At 61.4% G+C, this 22310-nt stretch carries 18 protein-coding genes and 1 tRNA gene; 4 read left to right on the top strand and 15 right to left on the bottom strand.

The features are described from left to right. Positions 1-23: 23 nt before the first annotated feature. From HJB83_RS01960 to HJB83_RS01990, 7 genes are all read right to left on the bottom strand, one after another. Positions 24-977 carry a peptide ABC transporter ATP-binding protein gene (locus HJB83_RS01960; RefSeq protein WP_207583007.1) on the bottom strand — a complete coding sequence of 318 codons (954 nt, stop codon included), beginning with the start codon at positions 975-977 and terminating at the stop codon, positions 24-26. After that, positions 974-1990 carry an ABC transporter ATP-binding protein gene (locus HJB83_RS01965; protein WP_207583006.1) on the bottom strand — a complete coding sequence of 339 codons (1017 nt, stop codon included), beginning with the start codon at positions 1988-1990 and terminating at the stop codon, positions 974-976. The genes HJB83_RS01960 and HJB83_RS01965 overlap by 4 nt, the downstream gene beginning before the upstream one ends. Further along, positions 1990-2880 carry an ABC transporter permease subunit gene (locus tag HJB83_RS01970; protein WP_207583005.1) on the bottom strand — a complete coding sequence of 297 codons (891 nt, stop codon included), beginning with the start codon at positions 2878-2880 and terminating at the stop codon, positions 1990-1992. The genes HJB83_RS01965 and HJB83_RS01970 overlap by 1 nt, the downstream gene beginning before the upstream one ends. Positions 2881-2889: 9 nt before the next feature. Then, on the bottom strand, positions 2890-3894 hold the full coding sequence (locus HJB83_RS01975; protein ID WP_207583004.1) for an ABC transporter permease subunit: 1005 nt from the start codon (positions 3892-3894) through the stop codon (positions 2890-2892). A gap of 86 nt (positions 3895-3980) precedes the next feature. Beyond that, a complete protein-coding gene (locus HJB83_RS01980; RefSeq protein WP_221131241.1) occupies positions 3981-5576 on the bottom strand; it encodes an ABC transporter substrate-binding protein in 1596 nt (531 codons plus the stop codon). Positions 5577-5936: 360 nt separating this feature from the next. Further along, a complete protein-coding gene (gene rirA, locus HJB83_RS01985) occupies positions 5937-6419 on the bottom strand; it encodes an iron-responsive transcriptional regulator RirA (RefSeq protein WP_207583002.1) in 483 nt (160 codons plus the stop codon). Between the two features lie 213 nt (positions 6420-6632). Continuing rightward, entirely contained in the window at positions 6633-8129 is a 1497-nt protein-coding gene (locus HJB83_RS01990) for a CoA-acylating methylmalonate-semialdehyde dehydrogenase (RefSeq protein WP_221131242.1), read from the bottom strand. 176 nt (positions 8130-8305) lie between these two features. Between HJB83_RS01990 and HJB83_RS01995 the strand changes: the two genes are divergently transcribed. Both HJB83_RS01995 and HJB83_RS02000 read left to right on the top strand, forming a co-directional pair. Further along, complete coding sequence (locus HJB83_RS01995; RefSeq protein ID WP_221131243.1) at positions 8306-8620, top strand: putative quinol monooxygenase; 315 nt, start codon at positions 8306-8308, stop codon at positions 8618-8620. After that, positions 8617-9498, top strand: coding sequence for a LysR family transcriptional regulator (locus tag HJB83_RS02000; protein WP_207582999.1), 882 nt, complete (start codon positions 8617-8619; stop codon positions 9496-9498). Before HJB83_RS01995 ends, HJB83_RS02000 begins: the two co-directional genes overlap by 4 nt. On the opposite strand, the gene HJB83_RS02005 is transcribed toward HJB83_RS02000, so the two are convergent. The 4 genes from HJB83_RS02005 to HJB83_RS02020 all read right to left on the bottom strand — a co-directional run bounded on the left by HJB83_RS02005 (position 9495) and on the right by HJB83_RS02020 (position 10902). After that, positions 9495-9662 carry a hypothetical protein gene (locus HJB83_RS02005; RefSeq protein ID WP_207582998.1) on the bottom strand — a complete coding sequence of 56 codons (168 nt, stop codon included), beginning with the start codon at positions 9660-9662 and terminating at the stop codon, positions 9495-9497. The genes HJB83_RS02000 and HJB83_RS02005 overlap by 4 nt on opposite strands. Positions 9663-9710: 48 nt before the next feature. Next, positions 9711-10148 carry a DUF4174 domain-containing protein gene (locus HJB83_RS02010; RefSeq protein WP_207582997.1) on the bottom strand — a complete coding sequence of 146 codons (438 nt, stop codon included), beginning with the start codon at positions 10146-10148 and terminating at the stop codon, positions 9711-9713. Positions 10149-10243: 95 nt separating this feature from the next. Further along, positions 10244-10320 (bottom strand) — tRNA-His (locus tag HJB83_RS02015). 132 nt (positions 10321-10452) lie between these two features. Beyond that, entirely contained in the window at positions 10453-10902 is a 450-nt protein-coding gene (locus tag HJB83_RS02020; protein ID WP_221131244.1) for a phasin, read from the bottom strand. Between the two features lie 214 nt (positions 10903-11116). On the opposite strand from HJB83_RS02020, the gene HJB83_RS02025 reads away from it, so the two are divergent. Beyond that, the gene (locus tag HJB83_RS02025) at positions 11117-14995 is read left to right on the top strand and encodes a PAS domain-containing sensor histidine kinase (RefSeq protein WP_221131245.1); all 3879 of its coding nucleotides are present in this window, start codon (positions 11117-11119) and stop codon (positions 14993-14995) included. A gap of 238 nt (positions 14996-15233) precedes the next feature. On the opposite strand, the gene HJB83_RS02030 is transcribed toward HJB83_RS02025, so the two are convergent. Then, positions 15234-17186 (bottom strand): acetoacetate--CoA ligase, encoded by a 1953-nt coding sequence (locus HJB83_RS02030; RefSeq protein WP_221131246.1) that lies wholly within the window; start codon positions 17184-17186, stop codon positions 15234-15236. A 239-nt stretch (positions 17187-17425) separates the two neighbouring features. On the opposite strand from HJB83_RS02030, the gene HJB83_RS02035 reads away from it, so the two are divergent. Beyond that, a complete protein-coding gene (locus tag HJB83_RS02035) occupies positions 17426-19318 on the top strand; it encodes an AsmA-like C-terminal region-containing protein (RefSeq protein WP_221131247.1) in 1893 nt (630 codons plus the stop codon). An 18-nt stretch (positions 19319-19336) separates the two neighbouring features. Here HJB83_RS02035 and HJB83_RS02040 read toward each other — a convergent pair whose 3' ends face one another. Genes HJB83_RS02040 through HJB83_RS02050 form a run of 3 tightly spaced genes read right to left on the bottom strand, consistent with a single transcriptional unit; the run spans position 19337 to position 22217 of the window. Next, a complete protein-coding gene (locus tag HJB83_RS02040; protein ID WP_207582992.1) occupies positions 19337-20155 on the bottom strand; it encodes an ABC transporter permease in 819 nt (272 codons plus the stop codon). 3 nt (positions 20156-20158) lie between these two features. Beyond that, positions 20159-21070 carry an ABC transporter permease gene (locus HJB83_RS02045; RefSeq protein WP_207582991.1) on the bottom strand — a complete coding sequence of 304 codons (912 nt, stop codon included), beginning with the start codon at positions 21068-21070 and terminating at the stop codon, positions 20159-20161. Positions 21071-21074: 4 nt separating this feature from the next. After that, positions 21075-22217 carry an ABC transporter ATP-binding protein gene (locus HJB83_RS02050; protein ID WP_207582990.1) on the bottom strand — a complete coding sequence of 381 codons (1143 nt, stop codon included), beginning with the start codon at positions 22215-22217 and terminating at the stop codon, positions 21075-21077. Positions 22218-22310: the final 93 nt, after the last annotated feature.

The following is a 22310-nucleotide window of genomic DNA, read 5'->3' on the forward strand; positions in this document are numbered from 1 at the left end:
CTCCTAAAACTTGACTTTGCCACTCAATCGAGCGGGAAGTGACAGGCATATTGTTGTGCACCCTCGCCGCTTAGTTCAGGCGAGACCTGGCGGCAATAATCCTGCGCCTTCCAGCAGCGTGGATTGAAGTGGCAGCCCGACGGAGGTTTCAGCGGCGAAGGCAGTTCGCCCTGCAGGCGGATGCGGTTCTTGGCGCGGTCGGGGTCGGCGATCGGTGTCGCCGATAGCAAGGCTGCCGTATAGGGATGGCGCGGCCTGGCGAAGACCTCGGCGGCGGGACCGGTTTCCACCGGCCGGCCGAGATACATCACCATCACCTCGTCGGCGATATGATGGACGACGGAGAGGCCGTGCGAGATAAAGAGATAGGCAAGTCCCATCTCCTTCTGCAGATCCATCAGCAGGTTCAGCACCTGCGCCTGGATCGAGAGGTCAAGCGCCGATACCGGTTCGTCGAGCACCAGCACCTTCGGCCGTAGCATCAAAGCGCGGGCAATGGCGATGCGTTGGCGCTGGCCGCCCGAGAACATATGGGGATAGCGGCCGTGATGCTCGGGACGCAAGCCGACGCGGGCCATCATCTCCTCCACCTTGCGGCGGCGCGCGGCGGCGTTGAGATCGGTGTTGATCTTCAGCGGCTCTTCGAGGATCGAGCCAACCTTCTGGCGCGGATTGAGCGAGCCGTAAGGATTCTGGAAGACGATTTGAACCTGGCTGCGCAGGCTGCGGTCGCCGACATGGGCGGGCTTGCCGTCAATCAGCAATTCGCCCGACGTCGGGTTCTCGATCATGGTGACCAGGCGAGCGAGCGTCGACTTGCCACAGCCGGATTCGCCGACGACGGCTAGCGTCTTGCCGGAATGGAGGCTGAAGCTGACGCCGTTCAGCGCCCTGACGGTGGCATCGGCTTTGAAGAGCCCGCGATTGACGGTGTAGAAGCGGGCGAGATCCCTGCCCTCGAGAACAGCGCCCGTCATACGAGATCTCCTGCAGTTTCAACGGCCATGATGCCGGGATGCCCGAGCGGCTTGCCGTCCTTCAAAGGATAATTGCACAGCGCCAGCCCAAGCTCCGGCCCCTGACGGACGACACCGCGGTCACATTCGACCGTGGCGTAGCCGCAGCGCGGCGCGAAAAGACAGCCGGTCGGGCGGCCGTGCTGACCGGGAACGACACCGGCGATCGAGGGAAGACGCTGGCCGACTTCTGCGCGTTCCGGCAGGGCGGCGAGCAGGGCCGCGGTATACGGATGATGCGGATCGCGGAACAGCGCCTTCACCGGCTGCTCCTCGACCTTCTGGCCGGCATATTGCACCTGCACACGCTCGGCGGTTTCGGCAACGACACCCATGTCGTGGGTGATCAGCACCAACGCCATGCCCTGCTCTTTCTGTAGACGCACGAGCAGATCGAGGATTTGCGCCTGGATCGTCACGTCGAGCGCGGTTGTCGGCTCGTCGGCGATCAGAAGCTTCGGATTGCAGGCGAGTGCCATGGCGATCATGACGCGCTGGCTCATGCCGCCCGACATCTGATGCGGGAAGTTCGACAGCCGGTCTTCCGGCGCCGGAATTCCGACCAGGTTCAGGAGTTCGATCGAGCGTTCGCGGCGCTCCTTGCGGTTGAGGCCCATGTGAACGCGCAGGGTCTCGCCGAGCTGGAATCCGACCGTGAAGCACGGATTGAGGCTCGACATCGGCTCCTGGAAGATCATCGCCATGTCCTTGCCGACGATCCTGCGGCGCTGGCGGCCGGAAATACCGCGCAGATCCTGGCCGTCGAACTGCATGCGGTCGGCGGTAATCTTCGCCGTCCAGGGCAGAAGCCCCATCAGCGCGAGCATGGCGACAGATTTGCCCGAGCCGGATTCACCGACGACCGACAGGATCTCGCCCTTGTCGCAGGCAAGCGATACGCGGTCGACGGCGCGGAAGAGACCGGACGACGTCTGGAATTCGACGGTCAGATTTTCAATCTCGAGGAGCGGCATCACGACCTCTTCAGCTTGGGGTCAAGCGCATCGCGCAGGCCGTCACCCATCAGATTGATGGCGAGAACGGTGATGAGGATGGCAAGACCCGGGAATGTTACCACCCACCAGGCGCGCGAGATGAACTCGCGGGATTCGGCCAGCATCGTGCCCCATTCGGGTGTCGGCGGCTGGGCGCCCATGCCGAGAAAGCCGAGGGCGGCGGCATCAAGGATCGCCGCCGAGAAGGCGAGCGTCGCCTGGACGATCAGCGGCCCGAGACAGTTCGGCAGGATGGTCTTGAACATCAGGCGGAAGGTGCCGGCCCCGGCGACACGCGAGGCGATCACATATTCCTTCTCGCGCTCCGATATGACCGAGGCGCGCGTCAGCCGCACGAAATGCGGCTGGTTGACCAGCGAAATCGCGATCATCGCATTGGTAAGTCCAGGCCCGAGCACGGCAACCAACACGAGGGCGAGCAGCAGCGACGGGAAGGCCAGGATGATATCCATCAGGCGCATGATCGCCGTATCGACCTTGCCGCGGAAATATCCGGCGACGAGGCCGATCAGCACGCCTGAAATGACCGAAAGCGTGACGACGACGACGCCGATGAAGAGCGAGAAGCGCGCGCCGTAGATCAGTCGCGACAAAATATCGCGGCCGACGGCATCCGTTCCGAGCGGGAAGGAGATGCTGCCGCCCTCCATCCAGGATGGCACGGCCAGCAGCACCTGACGGTTCTGCTCATTCGGTTCATGTGGTGCAAAGAGCGGCGCGAGGACGGCGACGACCAGGATGATGGTAAAAACCACGAGGCCGATGACGGCGCCCTTATTGCGGGAGAAATAGTGCCAGAATTCCGCGAGAGCGGATGGCTGGCCGGTTTTGATGGTGACGGTGCTCATGAACCGCTCCTAATGACGAATGCGCGGATTGATGAATCCGTAGAGGACATCAACAATCAGATTGACCATCATGATAACGCCGGCGATCAAAAGAAGGCCGCCCTGGACCACGGCGTAATCGCGCTTGAAGACGGAATCGACCATCCATTTGCCGATGCCCGGCCAGGAGAAGATCGTTTCGGTGAGGATGGCGCCAGCAAGGAGAACGCCGATCTGCAGACCGATGGTGGTGATGACCGGGATCATCGCATTGCGCAGCGCGTGCACGCCGACGACGCGCAGCGGCTTCAGTCCCTTCGAACGCGCGGTGCGGACATAGTCCTCACCCAGAACCTCGAGCATCGCCGAGCGCGTCTGGCGGGCGATGACGGCAAGCGGAATGGTCGCCAGCACGATGGTCGGCAGAATGAGGTAGCTGACGGCGGAGGAAAACGCCCCTTTCTGGCCTGACAGCAGGCTGTCGACAAGCATGAAGCCGGTGACCGGCTTGAAGAAATACATCAGCGAAATGCGGCCGGAAACGGGCGTCCAGCCGAGATAGCCGGAGAAGAAGATGATGAGCAGCAGACCCCACCAGAAAATCGGCATGGAATAGCCGATCAGGGCAACACCCATCACACTCTGATCGAACCACGTGCCTCGCTTCACGGCGGCAAAGATACCGGCGGGCACGCCAAGACAGACGGCGAGGATGATGGCGCAGAGCGAAAGTTCCAGCGTCGCCGGAAACAGCGTCAGGAATTCACCGAGAACGGGCCGCTTGGTGACGATCGAGGTGCCGAGATCGCCATGCAGCAGTTTTCCGAGATAATCGAAATACTGCACATACACAGGCCGGTCGAAGCCGAGATCATGCATGATCTGGGCATGACGCTCCGGCGCCATGACGCGCTCACCCGACAGAAGCATGACGGGGTCGCCGGGAAGCATGCGGATGAAGGAGAAGGCAATGAGGGAAACGCCGAGGAATGTCGGGATCAGCACCGCAAGGCGGCCGATGAAAAAACGCAACATGGCAGATGTCCAATAGTTTCCGGCGGTCAGGAGATCCTGACCGCCGGCTGCGCCCAGCTCTGCCGGGCATTCTTACATTATTCTGGTTATTCGGAAACGTCGACGCCGTCGAAGCGGTGAATGCCGAGCGGATCCATGAAGAAGCCGGAGACCTTCTTGCTCATCGGAACGAAGACGAGCGAGTGATCGAGGGTCGCCCAGGGAGCTTCCTTCTTGAAGATCAGCTGCGCCTGCTCATAGGCCTTGGTGCGCTCGCCGACATCGGCGGTCAGCTTGGCCTTGGTCATCAGGTCGTCGTATTCCTTGTTGCACCACTGAGCGCGGTTGTTGCCGCCGACGGCGTCGCAGCCAAGCAGCGTATCCATGAAGTTATCCGGGTCGCCGTTGTCGCCGGTCCAGCCGAGGATGACGGCGCCGTCGCGCTTCACGTCGGAGGAGAGTTTCAGATATTCGGCCCATTCATGGGTGACGATCTCGACCTTGACGCCGGCCTTGGCGAAATCAGCCTGCATCAGTTCAGCGGCACGGCGCGCATTCAGCATGTAGGGACGCGAAACCGGCATCGCCCAGATCTTCATGCTGAGATCCTTGACGCCGGCATCGGCAAGAGCCTTCTTGGCAGCGTCCGGATCATACTTGTCGTCCTGAACAGCGTCGTTATAGGACCACATCGTCGGCGGGATCGGGTTCTTGGCAACGGCCGCGGCACCCTGGAAGACGGCATCGATGATCGCCTGCTTGTTGATCGCCATGTTCAGCGCGCGGCGAACTTCCGGCTTGTCGAACGGGGCCATCTGCGTGTTGTAGGCGAGGAAGCCGACATTGAGACCGGCCTGTTCCATCACCGTCAGTTTGTCATCCTTCTTCAGTTCGGGAACGTCGGCTGCATTCGGATAGGGGATCAGCTGGCATTCGCCGGCCTTCAGCTTCTGGGCGCGGACAGCCGCGTCGGAGGTGATGGCGAAAACCAGATCGTCGATCTTTTCCTTGCCCTTAAAATAGGTTTCGTTGGCCTTGTAGCGGATGACGGCATCCGGCTGGTAGGCGACGAAGGTGAACGGACCGGTGCCGAGCGGCTGCTGGTTGAGCTGCGCCATCTTGCCGTCGGCTGCGAGCTTGTCGGCATATTCCTTGGAAACGATCGAGGCGAAGTCCATGGCAAGATCGGCGAGGAACGGCGCCTCGGGATGGTTGAGCGTGAACTTGACGGTGAGGTCATCGACCTTCTCGACGGACTTGATCAGATCCGGGAAGCCCATGCCGGCTGCGTATTCGTAGGAACCGCCTTCGACATACTTGTTCCACGGATTGTCGGATTTCAGCTGGCGCTCGAAGGAGAACACGACGTCGTCGGCGTTGAAATCGCGGGTCGGCGTGAAGAAGTCGGTGGTCTGGTACTTGACGCCGGGATGAAGCTTGAAGGTGTATTGCGTGCCGTCGGCCGAAACGCTCCAGCTGTCAGCCAGGCCGGGCTCGATCTCTGTACCGCCATGCTTGAATTCGACGAGGCGGCTATAGACCGTGCGCGACGACGCGTCGAAGGTCGTGCCTGCCGTATAGAGGCTCGGGTCGAAGCCTTCCGGCGAGCCCTCGGAGCAATAAACAAGGGTCTTGGACCAGGCCGACGTCGCCATGACCGAAATCAGGGCCGTCGCTGCCAGCATGACAGAGATCTTTTTCATAATATTGTTTCCCGGTTGTTCTTTTTTGATGTCTGGAGACCGCAGATTGGCATCCCGGTCGACGGTCGATGGAACGACATTTATCTACTGAAAGCAACGGGCTACGGAGAAAATTTTTCCAGTTGGACAATTTTAGAAATTTTCCGTCTAAAATCAGCCTCATTCGGAAATATTCGGATAAAAATGTCCCAAATTTCGTCGTATTTTGGATAATTGCGCCTCTTAAGCGTGTCGCGATCGATCGGATTCGCTCGCCACGCGAGGGATGTTTATCTCTTGCGAGCCGGTGCGACGCACCAAATGAAAAACCGCGATTGCCGGGGCAACCGCGGTTTCACAACTCTGTCCTGCTCTTTAAATTCAGGCGGCGGGTGCAATGATCGCAGGTTTGCGATATGGCCGCTCGCCGGTAATTCCGAGCAGGAAATTGATCTGCGGACGCGCCTTGACGAGGTCATCGATGGAATATTCCGAAAGCACGGCGAAGAAGGCATTGAGCGCCTTGCGCAGCGCCGAATTCAGGCCGCAGCTGTCGACCAGCGGGCATTCGACAACACCGTCATCCTCGAAGCATTCGGCCATGGCGAAACTGTCTTCCGTCACCCGAACGACGTCGAAGAGCGTAATGTCGGCCGCCGGCTTGCCCAGGCGCACGCCGCCATTGCGACCGCGCACGGTTTCGACCAGGCCCGCCTTGTTCAGCGGCTGGAGGATCTTGAAAAGAAACAGTTCGGAAACGCCGTAAGCCCTGGCGATTTCTGGAATCCGGCTTAGGTGCCCGTCATTGGCAGCACAATACATCAACATGCGAACCGCATAGTTGGTCTGCTTCGTCAACCGCATGCCGATCTCCTGACTCGTGCCTGTTGGGACCTATATAGGCGGTTTGGTAGTTTTGAACAATTCCAAAATATGAAATTTGCATTCAGCTTATGAGGCCATTTGCCGCGACGTCGAATCCTGCTCCGGATTGGGGTGCCAACTTTCAATCCCAACAGATCGAACAAAACGGGGGCCAAAAAGGCCCCCGAATTGCAGATCGATCTATCGGTAAGGTCACTTCATCGTCGGCATGACGAATTCGGCGCCGCTCTTGATGCCGGAGGGCCAGCGGGCGGTGACGGTCTTGGTCTTTGTCCAGAACTTGATCGAATCCGTGCCGTGCTGGTTGAGGTCGCCGAAGCTCGAGGCCTTCCAGCCGCCGAAGGAGTGATAGGCGAGCGGAACCGGGATCGGAACGTTGATACCGATCATGCCGATATTGATGCGCGAGGCGAAATCGCGGGCGGCATCGCCGTCACGGGTGTAGATCGCGACGCCGTTGCCGTATTCGTGCTTCATCGGCAGCGACAGCGCCTCCTCGTAGTTCTGGGCGCGAACGACGGAGAGAACCGGTCCAAAAATCTCGGTCTTGTAAATGTCCATCTCGGGCGTGACGTGATCGAATAGGCAGCCGCCGACGAAATAGCCGTCTTCATAACCCTGGAGCTTGAAATCGCGGCCGTCGACGAGGAGCTTTGCGCCTTCCTCGACGCCGCGGTCGATAAGGCCGCGAACACGGTTATAAGCGTCCTTGGTGACGAGCGGGCCCAAGTCGGCCTGGTCGTCGGTGTAGGGGCCGATGCGCAGCGATTCGATCTTCGGGATCAGCTTTTCGACGAGGCGGTTGGCGGTGTCCTCGCCGACCGGAACGGCAACCGAGATCGCCATGCAGCGCTCGCCGGCCGAGCCGTAGCCTGCGCCCATCAGCGCGTTGACCGCCTGATCCATATCGGCGTCCGGCATGATGATCATGTGGTTCTTGGCGCCGCCGAAGCACTGGGCGCGCTTGCCGTTCATCGCCGCCGTTCCGTAGACGTAGCGGGCAATCGGCGTCGAGCCGACGAAGGAGACGGCGCCGATATCCGGATCGCTGAGGATCGCATCGACGGCACCCTTGTCGCCATTGACGACATTGAGGATGCCGGCCGGCAGGCCGGCCTCGATCATCAGTTCGGCAAGACGGATCGGCAGGGAAGGATCACGCTCGGAGGGCTTCAGGATGAAGGCGTTGCCGCAGGCAATCGCCGGCGCGAACATCCACATCGGGATCATGCCGGGGAAATTGAAGGGGGTGATGCCGGCGCCGATGCCGACCGGCTGGCGGATCGAATACATGTCGATCGCCGGCCCGGCACCCTCAGTGAACTCACCCTTGGAGAGATGCGGAATGCCGCAGACGAATTCGCAGACTTCGAGGCCGCGGATGACGTCGCCCTTAGCATCCTCGATCGTTTTGCCGTGCTCCCTGGAGAGCATTTCGGCAAGCTCGTCCATGTGTTTGTTCAGGAGTTCGACGAACTTGAAGAAGACGCGGGCGCGGCGCTGCGGATTGGTGGCGGCCCATTTCGGCTGCGCAGCCTTGGCGTTTTCGACGGCGGCGCGCAATTCCTCGGCGCTTGCGAGTGCGACCGTCGCCTGCACTTCGCCCGTTGCCGGATTGTAGACATTGCTGACGCGGCCGCTGGTGCCGGCAACCTGCTTGCCGCCGATGAAATGACCGATCTCACGCATAGGATGTTCCTCCTGTTTTTGGATGACCCACAATCGCACTTCAATTTGCACAAATCAATGCGCTGATATAAGTAACCGTTGTGCGTATATTATAGCTCTGCCGTTATGTGCGACGCTGCTGCTCCGAACTTGGAACGGTGTGCGGACAAGTCAAACCCGAGGGGAGGACAAAACCGATGCGCCGGGAACCTGTCGTCAGAATGGCAGAGCTGGAGATCGATCCGGACATGCTGGAAGCCTACCGCGTATTGCTCACCGAAGAAATCGAGGCCTCCGTCGCGCTGGAAGACGGCGTCATTTCGCTCAGCGCTGTTTCCATCAGAGGCAATCCAAACCTGATCCGTATTCTCGAAGTCTATGCCGACCAGCAGGCATACGAGGCCCATCTGCGGACACCGCATTTCCTCAAATACAAGAGCGAGACGGCCGGCATGGTGACATCGCTGACGCTGATCGAGGTCGATCCGATCGCAATGCGTGCCAAGCCATGAACTGGGACGATGTCCGGATTTTCCTCGCGGTCGCCCGCACCGGACAGATCCTTGCCGCCTCGAAGCGGCTGGGGCTCAATCACGCCACACTCTCACGTCGACTGACGTCGCTCGAAGAGGCGCTGAAGACACGGCTTTTCATCCGCCGCACCAATGGCTGCGAGCTGACGGCCGAAGGCGAAGTGTTCCTGGCATCGGCAGAGCGGATGGAAACGGAAATGCTCGCAGCGCAGGCCAAGCTTGGCCACACCGATACGGCGATTGCCGGGACGGTGCGCGTCGGCGCGCCTGATGGGTTCGGTGTTTCCTTTCTTGCGCCGCGCATGGGCCGGCTGATCGAACGGCATCCGGCGCTGAAGATCCAGCTGGTGCCGGTGCCGCGCTCCTTTTCGCTGTCTCAGCGCGAGGCCGATATCGCGATAACGCTGGAACGGCCCGAACAGGGGCGGCTCGTCTCCTCCAAGCTCACCGACTACACGCTCGGCCTCTATGCCTCGCGCGACTATCTCGCCTCCAGGGGCACGCCCGGTGATATCGACGCGCTGAAGGCGCATCCGCGCATCGGTTACGTCGAAGATCTGATCTTCACCGCCTCGCTGAATTTCTCCGGCGAGGTGATGCGAAGCTGGGATGCGAGCTTCGAAATCTCGACGGCGATCGGGCAGACGGAGGCGGTGCGATCCGGCGCCGGCATCGGCATCCTGCACGATTATATTGCCCGGCAGTATCCGGAGCTGCAGCGCATCCTGCCGGACGTTTCGATCCGGCGCGCCTATTGGACGACCTATCACGAAACGGCGCGCGACCTCGTACGCGTCAGGAGCGTCGTCGACTTCCTGCAGGAACTGGTCAGCGCCGAACGGCAGATCTTTCTTTAAAGACCGCCAACGTGCTTTGCCGGCTCGTCGTTCTCATCGGGATTGGGAACGGGTGCCTCGTCGGGAAGCCTGTCCGGCTCGGGCTCGGTGATCGGCGGCATCGGCTTCCAGCCGGGTGCCGGCATCGGCGGCTGATCAGGAATGGGTTCGTTGGGCACGGACATGACCGCCTCCCTTTTCATAATGTTCGATTAAGCTGACGTTCGGCCGGGTTATCTGTCCGGCTTCAGCGATTCGGCAGCGCGCATCGGCATGCTGTCGATGATGGCGAAAAGCTCGCCGGCGGTGATCGGCTCGCTGAGCTTGAGCTTCACGGTGCCGTCCTTGCCGACAAGGAAGGCGGCGAATTCCCCGATCTCCGCCACCTCGAAATCGCGGCGGATCGCTTCGCCTTCAAGACCATCCGCGTCACCGAAGAGCGGCCGGACACCCGCGCCGGATATCTTGAGCACCACCAGATCCCGCTCGTCGAGGGCTGAGCGGTCGGCCAACAACTGGTTTTCCTGGCGGGCGGCGCGGGCATTGCCCTTGTCGGCGAAAACAACGAAGACGCGGTTCTTCCACTGGAAGGCAGCAAGGCTTTCGACCGGCGCATAAGCGCTGTTGGTCTCGTCGATTTTGGTCGCGCCGTAGAGAAGGGTTTTCGACATGCATATTCTCCCGTTAACTTGGAGAACGGCGCGAGATGGGATGGGTTCCATCGAAACGGCGGGAACTGGGTTTTCGTTCTGATCGTGTGGGGAGATGGTACGGTTGGGGGGTCTCGAACCTCCGACCTCAGGTGCCACAAACCTGCGCTCTAACCAACTGAGCTACAACCGCATATATCGCGCTTGGCGCGACGGGGGTCACATACGAGGACTTGGCGATGAATTCAAGCCCCATTCCTCGTCAATATACAAAAAGGCTGGACGCGAGGTCCAGCCTTTTGTCACTCAGCGGTCAAAAGACCGATTAGGCGACCTTGAAGGAGGCCATGGCCTTTTCGGCGGCTTCCTTGGAGGGCTTTGCGAGCTTTTCGGCAACCTGCTTGGTGGTTTCCTGGATCGACTTCGCCTGCTCGACGGTCAGCTCAGCCTGCTTGCGGATGAACGAGGTCTGCAGCTCGAAGAATTCAGCGGGAGACTTGACGCCGAGCAGCGCTTCGAAGTGCGACAGCGAGTTCTCGGAATTGACGCGCAGGATGTCGATCGCCTTCAGGCCGATCTCGACGGTGCCGGCCTGCGCGGTCTGTACGGTGGCTTCGAGCGTCTTGCCGGCTTCTTCGCCAGCGGTCTTCAGCTTGGCATAGGCGTCCTTCGACTGCTGAGCGCCCTTTTCGGCGAATTCACGGAAGGATTCCGAGAACTTGGACGGGTCGAAAGAAGCGATTGAAAAAACGTCGTCGGTCTTTATGGTAGCCATGGGTCGCATCCTTTGGGCTGAGGCAGTCGCTGCCTGCAATAGTTGGGATGATGCTTATATAAGACATTCCATTGTGCATTGCAACATTTATTGTGCAATGCACAAGACGTTAACCTTGCCGGCCGAAAACCCCCTCCTCTTCTGGACCCGCATGCGCCCCGCAGTTATTAATAAGCCGTTAATTTAAGAAGGCCGACAGCGACAAGGTTTGATCATGCCCGCAGTCCAATATCCGTTCATCGATATCGCCGTGCATGCGCGGGTGCGGGAACGATTTTCACGCGGCGAGGCGATGGTGCTGTTTTCGGCCGATCTTGCCCGCCTGCTCTGGGCGAACGGTGCCGGCGCCGAACTATTCGGCCATTCGGCCGTCTATGATCTGCTCGACCAGGGCGTCGACCGCACCGACATTACCTTCCGCCAGCTGGAAACGGCCGCGCGCCAACTTGCCGATATCGGTGACTCCAGAAGCCTGATGATCCGCGTTGCCAAGGGCTTCCAGCGCGTGCAGGTGCAGGCGGCGGCCGAACTGATCCGGCTTTCCTCAGGCGAAAAGGCCATGCTGTTTTCGGTGCCGGTCTCGGCAAAGCCGCTCGCAGCCAGCGCCTCGGCGGCCCAGATGCTGCAGGGGCTTGATGATCCCGACACGCATATGGCGGTGATCGGCGCCAACGGCGACGTCATCGCCGCCTCGCCAGGTTTTGCCTCGCTCGGGATTTCCGAGCAGACGGCAAAGACCTTGATTAACCTTGCCGGCGCGCATCCCGACCGGCTGGTGAAGCGACCCGTCGCCACAGGCAGAGGCAATCTTCCGGCAGCAGTCGGCAAGCTCAGCGACGAGCCGGCGCTCAATCTGCTCTTTGCGGTGGAGACCGCGATCGGCCATCTCGACCCAATCGACACACCCGCGGCGCCCGAACCGATCGATGCGCCGGCGCAGGAAGATAGCGTGTCACCGGCCGAACAGCTCCGTGACGAGCCGGTTGCCGCCGCAGGCTTTACCGAAATCATCGAGGCGGTGTCGGGGATTGAGGAAGTCGAGGAAACGCTCGAGGAAATCACCGGTGAAAATGATCTGCCGGCAGAGACCGCAGCGGCATCCGCAGACGAGGTGGTTGAGGAGACCGATCTCGCCGGGCATGCGGAGCCGGAGTGCGACGGCGGCGTGATCGACAGCAGCGCGGATGAAGCCAACGAGCCTGCCTCCATCATCGAGGACGACCTGGCCTCCGTCACGGAGACGGTGGAAACAGCGGCAACGGCGGAAGCGCCTGTCGAAGACATCGAAGCGCCTGTCGGAGAGGGGCCGGAAGCGGTTCACGAAGAGCCCGTCATTGCAATGCCTGTGGCCCCCTCCCCCGTCCCCGAGCTTGCAGCTGAACCCGGCTTCGTTTTCAGGCCGAACAGCCGCGCCACGCGCTTCGTCTGGAAGATCGATGCAGAGGGCCGTTTCAACGAGGTCAGCCACGAATTTGCCGATGCCGTCGGTCCGCATGCATCCGACATTATCGGTTCTGCCTTCGGCGATGTCGCCGCCCTCTTCAATCTCGATCCCGATGGCAAGCTTGCAGAGGCGCTCGCCCGCCGCGACACATGGTCAGGCAAAACGATCCTCTGGCCGGTCGAAGGCACCAGCCTCGTTGTTCCGGTCGATCTGGCGGCGTTGCCGACCTATACCCGCAACCGCGACTTCGACGGTTTCCGCGGCTTCGGCGTCGTCCGGCTTTCCGATGCGCAGGAAGATCCGCTGGCACTCGGCCTGACGCTCGGCCCAGACGGTATCGGCCATGATGCGGCAAGCCTCGGCCCGGTGTCCGAGACCATTGCCGAGGTGGAACACGCAGTGCCGGCAGTGCAGGAAGAGGCCGTAATCGAACCGGTCCTGACGGATGAGGTCGAGGACCAGGCGTTTGCGGCAACCGAGCCGGAGACGGAGACTGAGCCCGCGCCGGAAGAGATTGCCACCGAGCAGGCGTCCATTGAGCAGGAGTCAGGCGAGCAGGCATCTGGCGAGCAGGTTTTCCAGGAAAGTGTTTCGCAAGCAGCAGGCGATAGTGCCGATGCCCGTGATATCTCCGCCGCCGAACCGGCAGCGGAAACATCGGACGAGCCGCCGGCGCTTCGCATTTCGGAAACGCCCAATCGCCGTTTCTCCGACAAGATCGTTCAGCTTCATAACAGCAGCGCCGGACTGACGGCCGCCGAGCAGGCCAATTTCCGCGAGATCGCCAAGCGTCTCGAGGCCTTCGGCGCCAGCAAGGATGAAGCTGCTGCGCCGGCACCGATCGAACCCGTCACGGAAACGGCCAGCTTCGAAGAGGCTTCCGGACCGGAAGACCTCACGGCCGAAACACCCGTTGCCAACGAGACGGAAGTGCCTTCGGTCGAGGAGATCGCGCCGCAGGAAGCGATTTTCGAGAATGCCGACGACGCGGAGGGCGACGACGACGGCGCCGCCGAGGAGCCTGAAGTCTTAACCGAGGACGAGGCGACGGAAGGGCTGGAGGAGACGGTCAGCCAGATCGAGGTCCTGACGAGCTTCATCCCGCCGCGCATCAAGATGACCGACGGGCTTTCGCTGGGAACGGTCGACCAGCTGCCGGTTGCCGTGCTCATCCATGTCGGCGATGCGCTGATCCATGCCAATCCGGAATTCATGCGGCTGACCGGCTATGCGACGCTCGACGCATTGCGCGAGGTTGGCGGCATCGAAGCCCTGCTGCAGCGCCGCGAACTCGAGGAAAAGGCCGCAGGCTCCGGCACAATGATGCTGGTCAAGGCCGACGACAGCCTGGTTCCGGTGACGGCGCGGCTGCAATCGGTGCGCTGGGAAGACGCCAATGCCCTGATGCTGGCGCTGATGCCGGTGGAAGGCAAGGATGATAGCCGCAGCGAGACAAATCGCTCCGAGGGCCGATCCGAAGCCCGGTCCGAAGCGCGTCCCGAGCGGATGGTCGAAAAGGTCGCCAAGCTTCAGGTCGAGGTAGAGGAACTGCGCTCGATCCTGGAAACGGCGACCGACGGCGTCGTCGTCATCGGCACGGAGGGCGATATCCGCTCGATGAACCGGTCGGCGAGCGCGCTCTTCAATTACGATGAGCAGGAGACGCGCGGCAAACCCTTCGTTATGCTGTTTGCCCATGAGAGCCAGAAGGCAGTGCTCGACTATCTCCATGGACTCTCCGGCCATGGCGTCGCCAGTGTGTTGAACGACGGGCGCGAAGTGATCGGCCGCGAGGCCGCCGGCGGCTTCGTGCCGTTGTTCATGACGATGGGCCAGCTCACCTCCTCCAACGGCTATTGCGCCGTCATCCGCGACATCACCCAGTGGAAGCGCACCGAGGACGAGCTGCGCAACGCCAAGGGTGCGGCCGAAACCGCCAACGCCCACAAGACCGATTTCCTTGCCCGCGTCAGCCACGAGATCCGCACGCCGCTCAACGCCATCATCGGCTTTTCCGACATGATGGCCGGCGAGCGCTTCGGGCCGATCGGCCATCCGCGCTATATCGAATATGCCAACGACATCGGCCGTTCCGGCCGGCACGTTCTCGATATCGTCAATGACCTGCTCGACATTTCGAAGATCGAGGCGGGCGAGATGGATCTCGATTTTGCCGCCGTCGGCCTCAACGAGGCGGTCGCCGAGGCCGTGGCGCTGGTCCAGCCGCAGGCAAACGGCCAGCGTGTCATCATCCGCACGGCGCTGTCGCATGCGGTGCCAGAGGTCGTGGCGGATCTGCGCTCGATTAAGCAGATCGCGCTCAACATCCTGTCGAACGCCATCCGCTTCACCCCATCAGGCGGGCAGATCGTCGTTTCCACATCCTATGAGGCCAATGGCAGCGTCGTGCTCAGAGTCCGCGATACCGGCATCGGCATGACGCGCAGCGAACTCGACCAGGCGATGAAGCCGTTCCGGCAGGTTTCCTCGACTCAATCGCGCCATCGCGGAGACGGCACCGGGCTCGGCCTGCCGCTGACCAAGGCGATGGTCGATGCCAACCGGGCGGTGTTCTCGATCAATTCGGCGCCGAACGAGGGCACGCTCGTCGAAATCACCTTCCCGTCGCAGCGCGTGCTGGCAGGTTGATCGCGATAAAGAGGAAGCGCTCGGCATAAAGAAAAGGCAGCCGAGGGCTGCCTTTGAATTTGGTGCTGTTCAACAAGAGCTCAGTCGATCACCATCATCGAAAGCCGGAAGGCTCCAGGCCGCCTCGTTCATTTACGGCCCCCAAGTTGGCTTTTAGATTTGACAAACCTTTCTTAACGAAAGGTTTCCATGACAGTGCATGGATAAGTGACAAAAGCTTGTAACTTCCGATCCGCCATCAATCCTTGAGTTCCTCCAACCCCGCGAAGAGCTGCAACGTCTCGGGATTGGCGAGCGCTTCCTGGTTTTTCACCGGCCTGTTGTGGACGACCTCGCGCACCGCAAGCTCGACGATCTTGCCGGATTTGGTGCGGGGAATATCGGCGACCGCGATGATCTTCGCCGGCACGTGCCGCGGCGAGGCTCCGGTGCGAATACGCGTCTTGATCGCCTTGACCAGATCCTCGGTCAGCGCCACACCGGTGGCAAGGCGAACGAAGAGGATGACGCGCACATCGTCGTCCCACTCCTGGCCGATGCAGAGCGCCTCGGCCACCTCGTCCATCTGCTCAACCTGATTGTAGATCTCGGCGGTGCCGATGCGCACGCCGCCGGGATTGAGCGTCGCATCCGAACGGCCATGGATGATCAGGCCGCCATGCTCCGTCCATTCGGCAAAATCACCGTGGCACCAGACATTGTCGAACCGCTCGAAATAGGCGGCGCGATACTTGGCGCCGTCGGGGTCGTTCCAGAACATCACCGGCATCGACGGGAAGGCTTTGGTGCAGACGAGCTCCCCCTTCTCGCCGCGTACCGGTCTGCCATCATCGTTCCAGACATCGACCGCAAGGCCGAGGCCGGCCCCCTGGATCTCGCCGCGCCAGACCGGCTGCAGCGGATTGCCGAGCACGAAGCAGGAGACGATATCGGTGCCGCCGGAGATCGAGGCAAGCTGCACATCCTCCTTGATGCCCTCGTAGACGAAGGTGAATCCCTCAGGCGACAGCGGCGAACCGGTGGAGGTCATCAGCCGCAGGCTGGAGAGGTCGTGGCTTTTGCGCGGCGTCAGCCCGCTTTTGCGCACCGCATCGATATATTTCGCCGAGGTGCCGAAGATGACGAATTTTTCGGCCTCGGCATAGTCGAACAGCACGTTGCCATCGGGCGAAAACGGCGAGCCGTCGAACAGGCAGAGCGTGGCGCCGCTGGCAAGGCCGCTGACCAGCCAGTTCCACATCATCCAGCCGCAGGTGGTGAAGTAGAAAAGCTTCTCGCCGGCCTCCAGGCCGCAGTGCAGCCGCTGCTCCTTGAGGTGCTGCAACAGCGTGCCGCCGGCCGAATGCACGATGCATTTCGGCACGCCTGTGGTGCCTGAGGAAAACAGGATGTAGAGCGGATGGGAAAAGGCAAGCGGCGTGAACTCGACCTCCCTTGCCTCATAGGGCGCGACAAAGGCTTCCAGCGTCGAGGCACCGGGCGTTTTGAGGGTCACCGCCTCGGCATCACCGGCATAGTGGACGACGACCGTGGGCACGCCCAAGCTTTTGGCGACCGTGGCGACCTTGGCGCCGACGTCCTGCAGCTTGCCGGAATACCAATAGGCATCGCAGGCGATGAACAGCCTGGGGCCGATCTGGCCGAAGCGGTCGAGCACACCCTGCTCGCCGAAATCAGGAGAGCACGACGACCAGATGGCGCCGATCGAGGCGGCGGCAAGCATGGCGGCGACGGTCTCCGGCATGTTCGGCATCATCGCGGCGATGCGATCGCCTTTATCGATACCAAGTGCTGCAAAGGCCTGCTGCAGCTTCGAGACCAGCGCGCGCAGCCGATCCCACGACCAGCGGTCCTCGGCCTTGTCTTCGCCGCGGAAGACGATGGCGTCGCCCTCGCCGCGGCCGGCCAGCAGGTTCTCGGCGAAGTTCAGCGTCGCATTGGGAAAGAAGCGGGCCTCCAGCATGCGGTCGCCATTGGCCAGCACCTCTGCGCCGCGTTCGCCCTTGACGCCGCAGAAATCCCAGACGGTCGACCAGAAATTCTCCCGCTCGGCCACCGACCAGGCATGCAGATCCTCAAAGCCGGAAAGCGAAAGCCCGAAATCGGCGTTGCAGCGCTCCATGAAGGCATGGATCGGGCTTCTTGCAACGGCATCCTCCGAGGGCACCCAAAGTGGTCTATTATCCTGCATTCAATTCCTCCTCCCCAATGCCGTCTTATATCATGCTGCATTGCATTATAAAGTGCGGAACCAACGCGATCCCCGCCTATGCATGCAGAAGAACGATGCGTCGCCTCAAAGTGCAACAGCGTCCTTTGCACGTCTGAAAAGACGCGCGGCGCTGTAGGGCATTTGCATATGCCTGATATTTCCTATATCCGCGAAATCAGCGCATAACGGGATGACCGGCTGAATTGCCGGCGGAGATCATGAGCACGTCAAGACATCGCAGGTGGCGCAGGAAGATCGGACCCGTTTCGCGCTGGCTTCCGGCCTTCGCCCGTTTGTCGACAGTCTTCCTGCTGATCGCGCTTGCGCTGTTCGTGGCGTTGAGGGTCGCCGCACCCTATCTCATTTCGACCGGTTTCGTGCGCTCGGGCATCGAGGACGCGCTGTCGAAATGGACGGGTTATCATGCCGAGATCAAAGGTAGTCCGGTTCTGGAATTCTGGCCGACGCCGCGCATCACCCTCAACCAGATCACCATCCGCCAGCCGCGCAAAAGCGGCGACAAGCTGCTCGGCAGCATTGACAGCCTGTCGGCCGATTTCAGCCTCATCGATGCGCTGAGAGGTCGGACGAGCTTTCACGAATTCCACCTGTTGCGCCCCAACCTGGCGTTGACGCGCGACGAGAATGGGCTGATCGACTGGAGTTATGCCGGCCTGCTCGCCCGCGCAATCAGCGGCGTGCGCACCGAAAACGGCGCTGAGGTGCTCGATCCGGATCTCGATGCCGAGATCGGCGCGGTAACGGTCGAAGACGGCACGCTCACGGTCACCGACATCAAGACCGCCAAGGCCTATCATTTCGACAGCGTCACCGCAGATATCGCCTGGCCGAGGCTATCCGGCGCCATCTCGGCGGTCGTCATCGCTCGCATCAATGGCGAGGACCTGAAGGTCGATTTCGCTTCGCGCCAGCCGCTGCTCGCCTTTGCTGGCAGGAATGCCGAGACACGGACGTCGCTCACATCAAACCTGCTGACGGCGCACTTCCAGGGGATTGCCAGCATCGCCAGCCTTTCGGCGCTTTCCGGCAATATCACCGCCAGCATTCCCGATATGCCCGCGCTTCTGGCATGGTCGGGCAAATCGATCCCCGGCATCGCAACGCTGAAGAGCGCCTCGCTGGAATCCGACATCATGTCGTCGGGCAACGGGCTGCGCTTCAACAATCTCAGCCTGTCGCTCAACGAAGCGAGTGCCACCGGGGTGATGGACCTTTTCACCCAACCCGGCAAACGACCGAAGATCGGCGGCACGCTCGCCTTCGACCAGATGAACCTCAAGCCGTTCCTCGACGCCTTCGCGCTCAGGCTCGCCGCTGGCGAGGCGGAGGAAATCTCCGCCGGCATAAGCGGGCCGCTGCGGCTGCTCGATGTCGACGTCAGGCTTTCGGCGCGGCGTGCGCAGATGGGTCTCTTCGAGCTTTCCGATGTCGGCGCCAGCATGATCGTTGCCGGCGGCGAAGCGAAATTCGATATCGGCGACAGCCGGTTCGAAGGCGGCGAGATGACCGCGCATCTCGAAGCGACCCAGCGCGACTTCGACGGTGGCGGCAAGCTGCAGCTGTCGATCCGCGATGCCGACTTCGCAGCCCTTGCCGAGCGCCTGCAGCTGAAGGGGCCGCTGCCGCTGGCGACAGGATCGCTCGATCTCGACCTGCAGTCGCCGAAGGCGATCTGGACGACCGGCCTAGCCGACGTCACCGGCAGGTTGCACTTCTGGACAAAGGAAGGCACGATACCCGGCATCGATTCCGCAGCGCTGAGGACGCAGGCAGCCGAAAAACCGTTCTTCCCGCTGAGCGCGGCAGCAGGCGGCGCCTTCGCTTTCAACCAGCTGAACCTTCAGGCCGATTTCGCCAACGGCTCCGCCGAGATGCACGACGTCTATATCGCCGGCACGGCCGAGACGCTGACGCTTTCCGGGGTCATCACCTATCAGTCGAATGGGCTGGCGCTTTCCGGATCGCTTGATTCGACCGATCCGGCCAAGGCGGCAGAGCTGCCGCTTCTGCCGTTCTTCATTGGCGGCTCATGGCCGAACCCGGTGATCTCGCCGGTTCCGCTTCTCGGCGCCACACCGCACGCGCAATAATCCGTTTTCTTCGAATCATCAGGCGCCGGCAGCCGCCGCACGCTCGTCCCGCTGGCGCTGGATTTCCCGGCGCTTGGTGACGATCGAGGCGCAGATGACGCCGACCGCGACGATGGCGATCAGGATCGTGCACACAGCGTTGATCTCCGGCGTCACGCCGAGGCGGACCTGGCTGTAGATTCGCATCGGCAGCGTGGTGGCGCCCGGCCCCGAGGTGAAACTTGCGATCACCAGATCGTCGAGCGACAGGGTGAAGGCAAGGATCCAGCCGGAGAGCACCGCCGGCGCGATGATCGGCAAGGTGATCTCGAAAAAGGTGCGCACCGGCGGCGCGCCGAGATCCTGCGCCGCTTCCTCGATCGAATGATCGAAACTCAAGAGGCGCGACTGCACGACGACGGCGACGAAGCACATGGTCAGCGTCGTATGGGCCAGCGTGATCGTCCAGAAGCCGCGGTCGAAGCCGATCGCGACGAAGAGCAGCAGCAGCGACAGGCCGGTGATGACGTCGGGCATGACAAGCGGCGCGTAGATCATGCCAGAAAACAGCATGCGGCCGCGAAAGCGCGTATAGCGCACCAGCGTCAGCGCCGCCATCGTGCCGAGGATGGTCGCGAAGGTCGCCGACAGCAGGGCGACGCGAAGCGTCACCCAGGCGGCGTCGAGCAGCGCCTCGTTGGTCAGCAGCGATGCATACCATTTCGTCGAGAAGCCGCCCCAGACGGTCACGAGCTTCGACTCGTTGAAGGAGAAAACGACGAGAAGCACGATCGGCAGATAGAGGAAGGCGAAACCGAGTGTGACGGAGGCGATGTTGAACCGGGTCCATTTCAGCATGGCTTATTTCCCCCGCTCTTCGGCCTTGGCCTGGACATTCTGGAAGAAGACGATCGGGATCACCAGGATCAGCAGAAGGATGGTCGCCACCGCCGAGGAGACCGGCCAGTCGCGGTTCGAGTTGAACTCGCTCCATAGCGTCTTGCCGATCATCAGCGTCTGCGATCCGCCGAGCAGGTCGGGAATGACGAATTCGCCGACGGCCGGGATGAAGACCAGCATGCAGCCCGCCACCACGCCGGGAAGCGACAGGGGGAAGGTGACGCGCCAGAAAGCCCGGATCGGCGTGCACCCAAGATCCTGGGCAGCCTCGATCAGCGTATCGTCCATCTTTTCCAAAGCTGAATAGAGCGGCAGCACCATGAAGGGCAGATAGGAATAGACGATGCCGATATAGACGGCGGTGTTGGTGTTGAGGATGATCAGCGGCGTGTCGATTATGTGCAGCGACTGCAAGAGCTGGTTGAGCAGGCCTTCCGGCTTCAGGATGGCTATCCAGGCGTAGACGCGGATCAGGAAGCTCGTCCAGAAGGGCAGGATGACCAGCATCACCAGGGTCGGGCGCAGGCCGCGGGGCGCCTGCGCCATGCCGTAGGCGATCGGATAGGCGATCAGCAGCGTCAGGAAGGTAGAAATCCCGGCGATCACCACGCTCGAGACATAGGCGTTGAAATAGAGCGGGTCGTCGGTGAGGTAGCTGTAATTGTCGAAGGAGAGATCGCCGATTTTGCTCCAGAGGCCGGCCCAGCCCTCGGTGAAAGAGAAGACGGGCTCATAGGGCGGCATGGCGATCGCCGTCGCCGATACCGAAATACGGAAGACGATGAAGAAGGGCGCCAGAAAGAAGAGCAGCAGCCAAGCATAAGGGATGACGATGACCAGGCGATTGTAGAGGCCGGACGTGAGCTTGCCCATGATGTCAATCCTTCAGCAGGACGCCGGCATTCTCGTCGAAGGAGACCCAGACGTCCTGATCGTAGGTGAAGGGGTCGTCGACGGAGCGCTGCGCATTGAGGGATGAGGCCTTGACGATGTTGCCGCTCTGCAATTTCACATGGAAGACGGTCATGTCGCCGAGATACGCGATATCCCAGAGTTCGCCTCTGGCGGCGTTGACCGAAGCGTTGATGGGAGGCGTCCGCCCGACCCGCATTTTTTCCGGCCGGATGGCGAAGCCGGCGGCGCTGCCCGCCGAGGGTGTTTCGGAAGCGGCGACACGCACGCTGAAGCCGCTATCGACGGCAATCTCGACGGTGCCGTTGCCCGATGAGGCAACTTTTCCGTCGAAGATGTTCACGTCGCCAATGAAATCCGCGACGAAACGGCAATTCGGCGCCTCGTAGATCTCCGCCGGCGTCGCCACCTGCACGACCTTGCCGTGGCTCATGACGGCGATACGATCGGCCATGGTCATCGCCTCTTCCTGGTCGTGGGTGACGACGACGAAGGTGAGGCCGAGGCTCTGCTGCAGGTCCATCAGTTCGAACTGGGTTTCCTCGCGCAGCTTCTTATCGAGCGCGCCGAGCGGTTCGTCGAGCAGCAGCACCTTCGGGCGCTTGGCAAGCGAACGGGCCAGCGCCACGCGCTGGCGCTGGCCGCCGGAAAGCTGGTTCGGCTTGCGGGAGGCGAACTGCTCGAGCTTGACGAGCTTCAGCATCTGCGAGACGCGCTCTGATATCTCGTCCTTCGCCATGCCGTCCTGCCTGAGGCCGAAGGCGATGTTCTTCTCGACCGTCATGTGCGGGAAAAGCGCATAGGACTGGAACATCATGTTGACCGGGCGGCGATAGGGCGGCGTGCCTGCCATGTCAGTGCCGTCGAGCACGATTTCGCCCGAGGTCGGTTGCTCGAAACCGGCAAGCATGCGCAGAAGCGTCGACTTGCCGCAGCCGGAGGCGCCGAGCAGTGCAAAGAACTCGCGGTGATAGATATCAAGCGACAGGTTATCGACGGCGGTGAAATCGCCGAAACGCTTGGTGACATTCTTGATGGAAATGAAGGGCTTGGCGGACGGATCGGTCCAAGGTGCGAAAGAGCGGCGAATATTGCCTAAAGACTTCATATTGTTCCCCGGAAATACATTCTTTGCTTTTGTTCTCGGCTTTTGTTCCCGGATTCGCCCAGCCGGGATCGTCAAAAAAGGCCCGGACGTTTC

Origin of the sequence: Rhizobium sp. NZLR11, assembly GCF_019685115.1 — a bacterium.
Taxonomy (GTDB): Bacteria; Pseudomonadota; Alphaproteobacteria; order Rhizobiales; family Rhizobiaceae; genus Rhizobium.

What these genes read in the sequence shown, in the direction of transcription:
- HJB83_RS01970 (WP_207583005.1), bottom strand. Translation starts at nt 2,880, where the DNA reads ATGAGCACCGTCACCATCAAAACCGGCCAGCCATCCGCTCTCGCGGAA.
- HJB83_RS01995 (WP_221131243.1), top strand. Translation starts at nt 8,306, where the DNA reads ATGCGCCGGGAACCTGTCGTCAGAATGGCAGAGCTGGAGATCGATCCG.
- HJB83_RS02000 (WP_207582999.1), top strand. Translation starts at nt 8,617, where the DNA reads ATGAACTGGGACGATGTCCGGATTTTCCTCGCGGTCGCCCGCACCGGA.
- HJB83_RS01990 (WP_221131242.1), bottom strand. Translation starts at nt 8,129, where the DNA reads ATGCGTGAGATCGGTCATTTCATCGGCGGCAAGCAGGTTGCCGGCACC.
- HJB83_RS02035 (WP_221131247.1), top strand. Translation starts at nt 17,426, where the DNA reads ATGAGCACGTCAAGACATCGCAGGTGGCGCAGGAAGATCGGACCCGTT.
- HJB83_RS01975 (WP_207583004.1), bottom strand. Translation starts at nt 3,894, where the DNA reads ATGTTGCGTTTTTTCATCGGCCGCCTTGCGGTGCTGATCCCGACATTC.
- HJB83_RS02045 (WP_207582991.1), bottom strand. Translation starts at nt 21,070, where the DNA reads ATGGGCAAGCTCACGTCCGGCCTCTACAATCGCCTGGTCATCGTCATC.
- HJB83_RS02020 (WP_221131244.1), bottom strand. Translation starts at nt 10,902, where the DNA reads ATGGCTACCATAAAGACCGACGACGTTTTTTCAATCGCTTCTTTCGAC.
- HJB83_RS02025 (WP_221131245.1), top strand. Translation starts at nt 11,117, where the DNA reads ATGCCCGCAGTCCAATATCCGTTCATCGATATCGCCGTGCATGCGCGG.
- HJB83_RS02010 (WP_207582997.1), bottom strand. Translation starts at nt 10,148, where the DNA reads ATGTCGAAAACCCTTCTCTACGGCGCGACCAAAATCGACGAGACCAAC.
- HJB83_RS01965 (WP_207583006.1), bottom strand. Translation starts at nt 1,990, where the DNA reads ATGCCGCTCCTCGAGATTGAAAATCTGACCGTCGAATTCCAGACGTCG.
- HJB83_RS02050 (WP_207582990.1), bottom strand. Translation starts at nt 22,217, where the DNA reads ATGAAGTCTTTAGGCAATATTCGCCGCTCTTTCGCACCTTGGACCGAT.
- HJB83_RS01960 (WP_207583007.1), bottom strand. Translation starts at nt 977, where the DNA reads ATGACGGGCGCTGTTCTCGAGGGCAGGGATCTCGCCCGCTTCTACACC.
- HJB83_RS01980 (WP_221131241.1), bottom strand. Translation starts at nt 5,576, where the DNA reads ATGAAAAAGATCTCTGTCATGCTGGCAGCGACGGCCCTGATTTCGGTC.
- HJB83_RS02030 (WP_221131246.1), bottom strand. Translation starts at nt 17,186, where the DNA reads ATGCAGGATAATAGACCACTTTGGGTGCCCTCGGAGGATGCCGTTGCA.
- HJB83_RS02005 (WP_207582998.1), bottom strand. Translation starts at nt 9,662, where the DNA reads ATGTCCGTGCCCAACGAACCCATTCCTGATCAGCCGCCGATGCCGGCA.
- HJB83_RS02040 (WP_207582992.1), bottom strand. Translation starts at nt 20,155, where the DNA reads ATGCTGAAATGGACCCGGTTCAACATCGCCTCCGTCACACTCGGTTTC.
- rirA (WP_207583002.1), bottom strand. Translation starts at nt 6,419, where the DNA reads ATGCGGTTGACGAAGCAGACCAACTATGCGGTTCGCATGTTGATGTAT.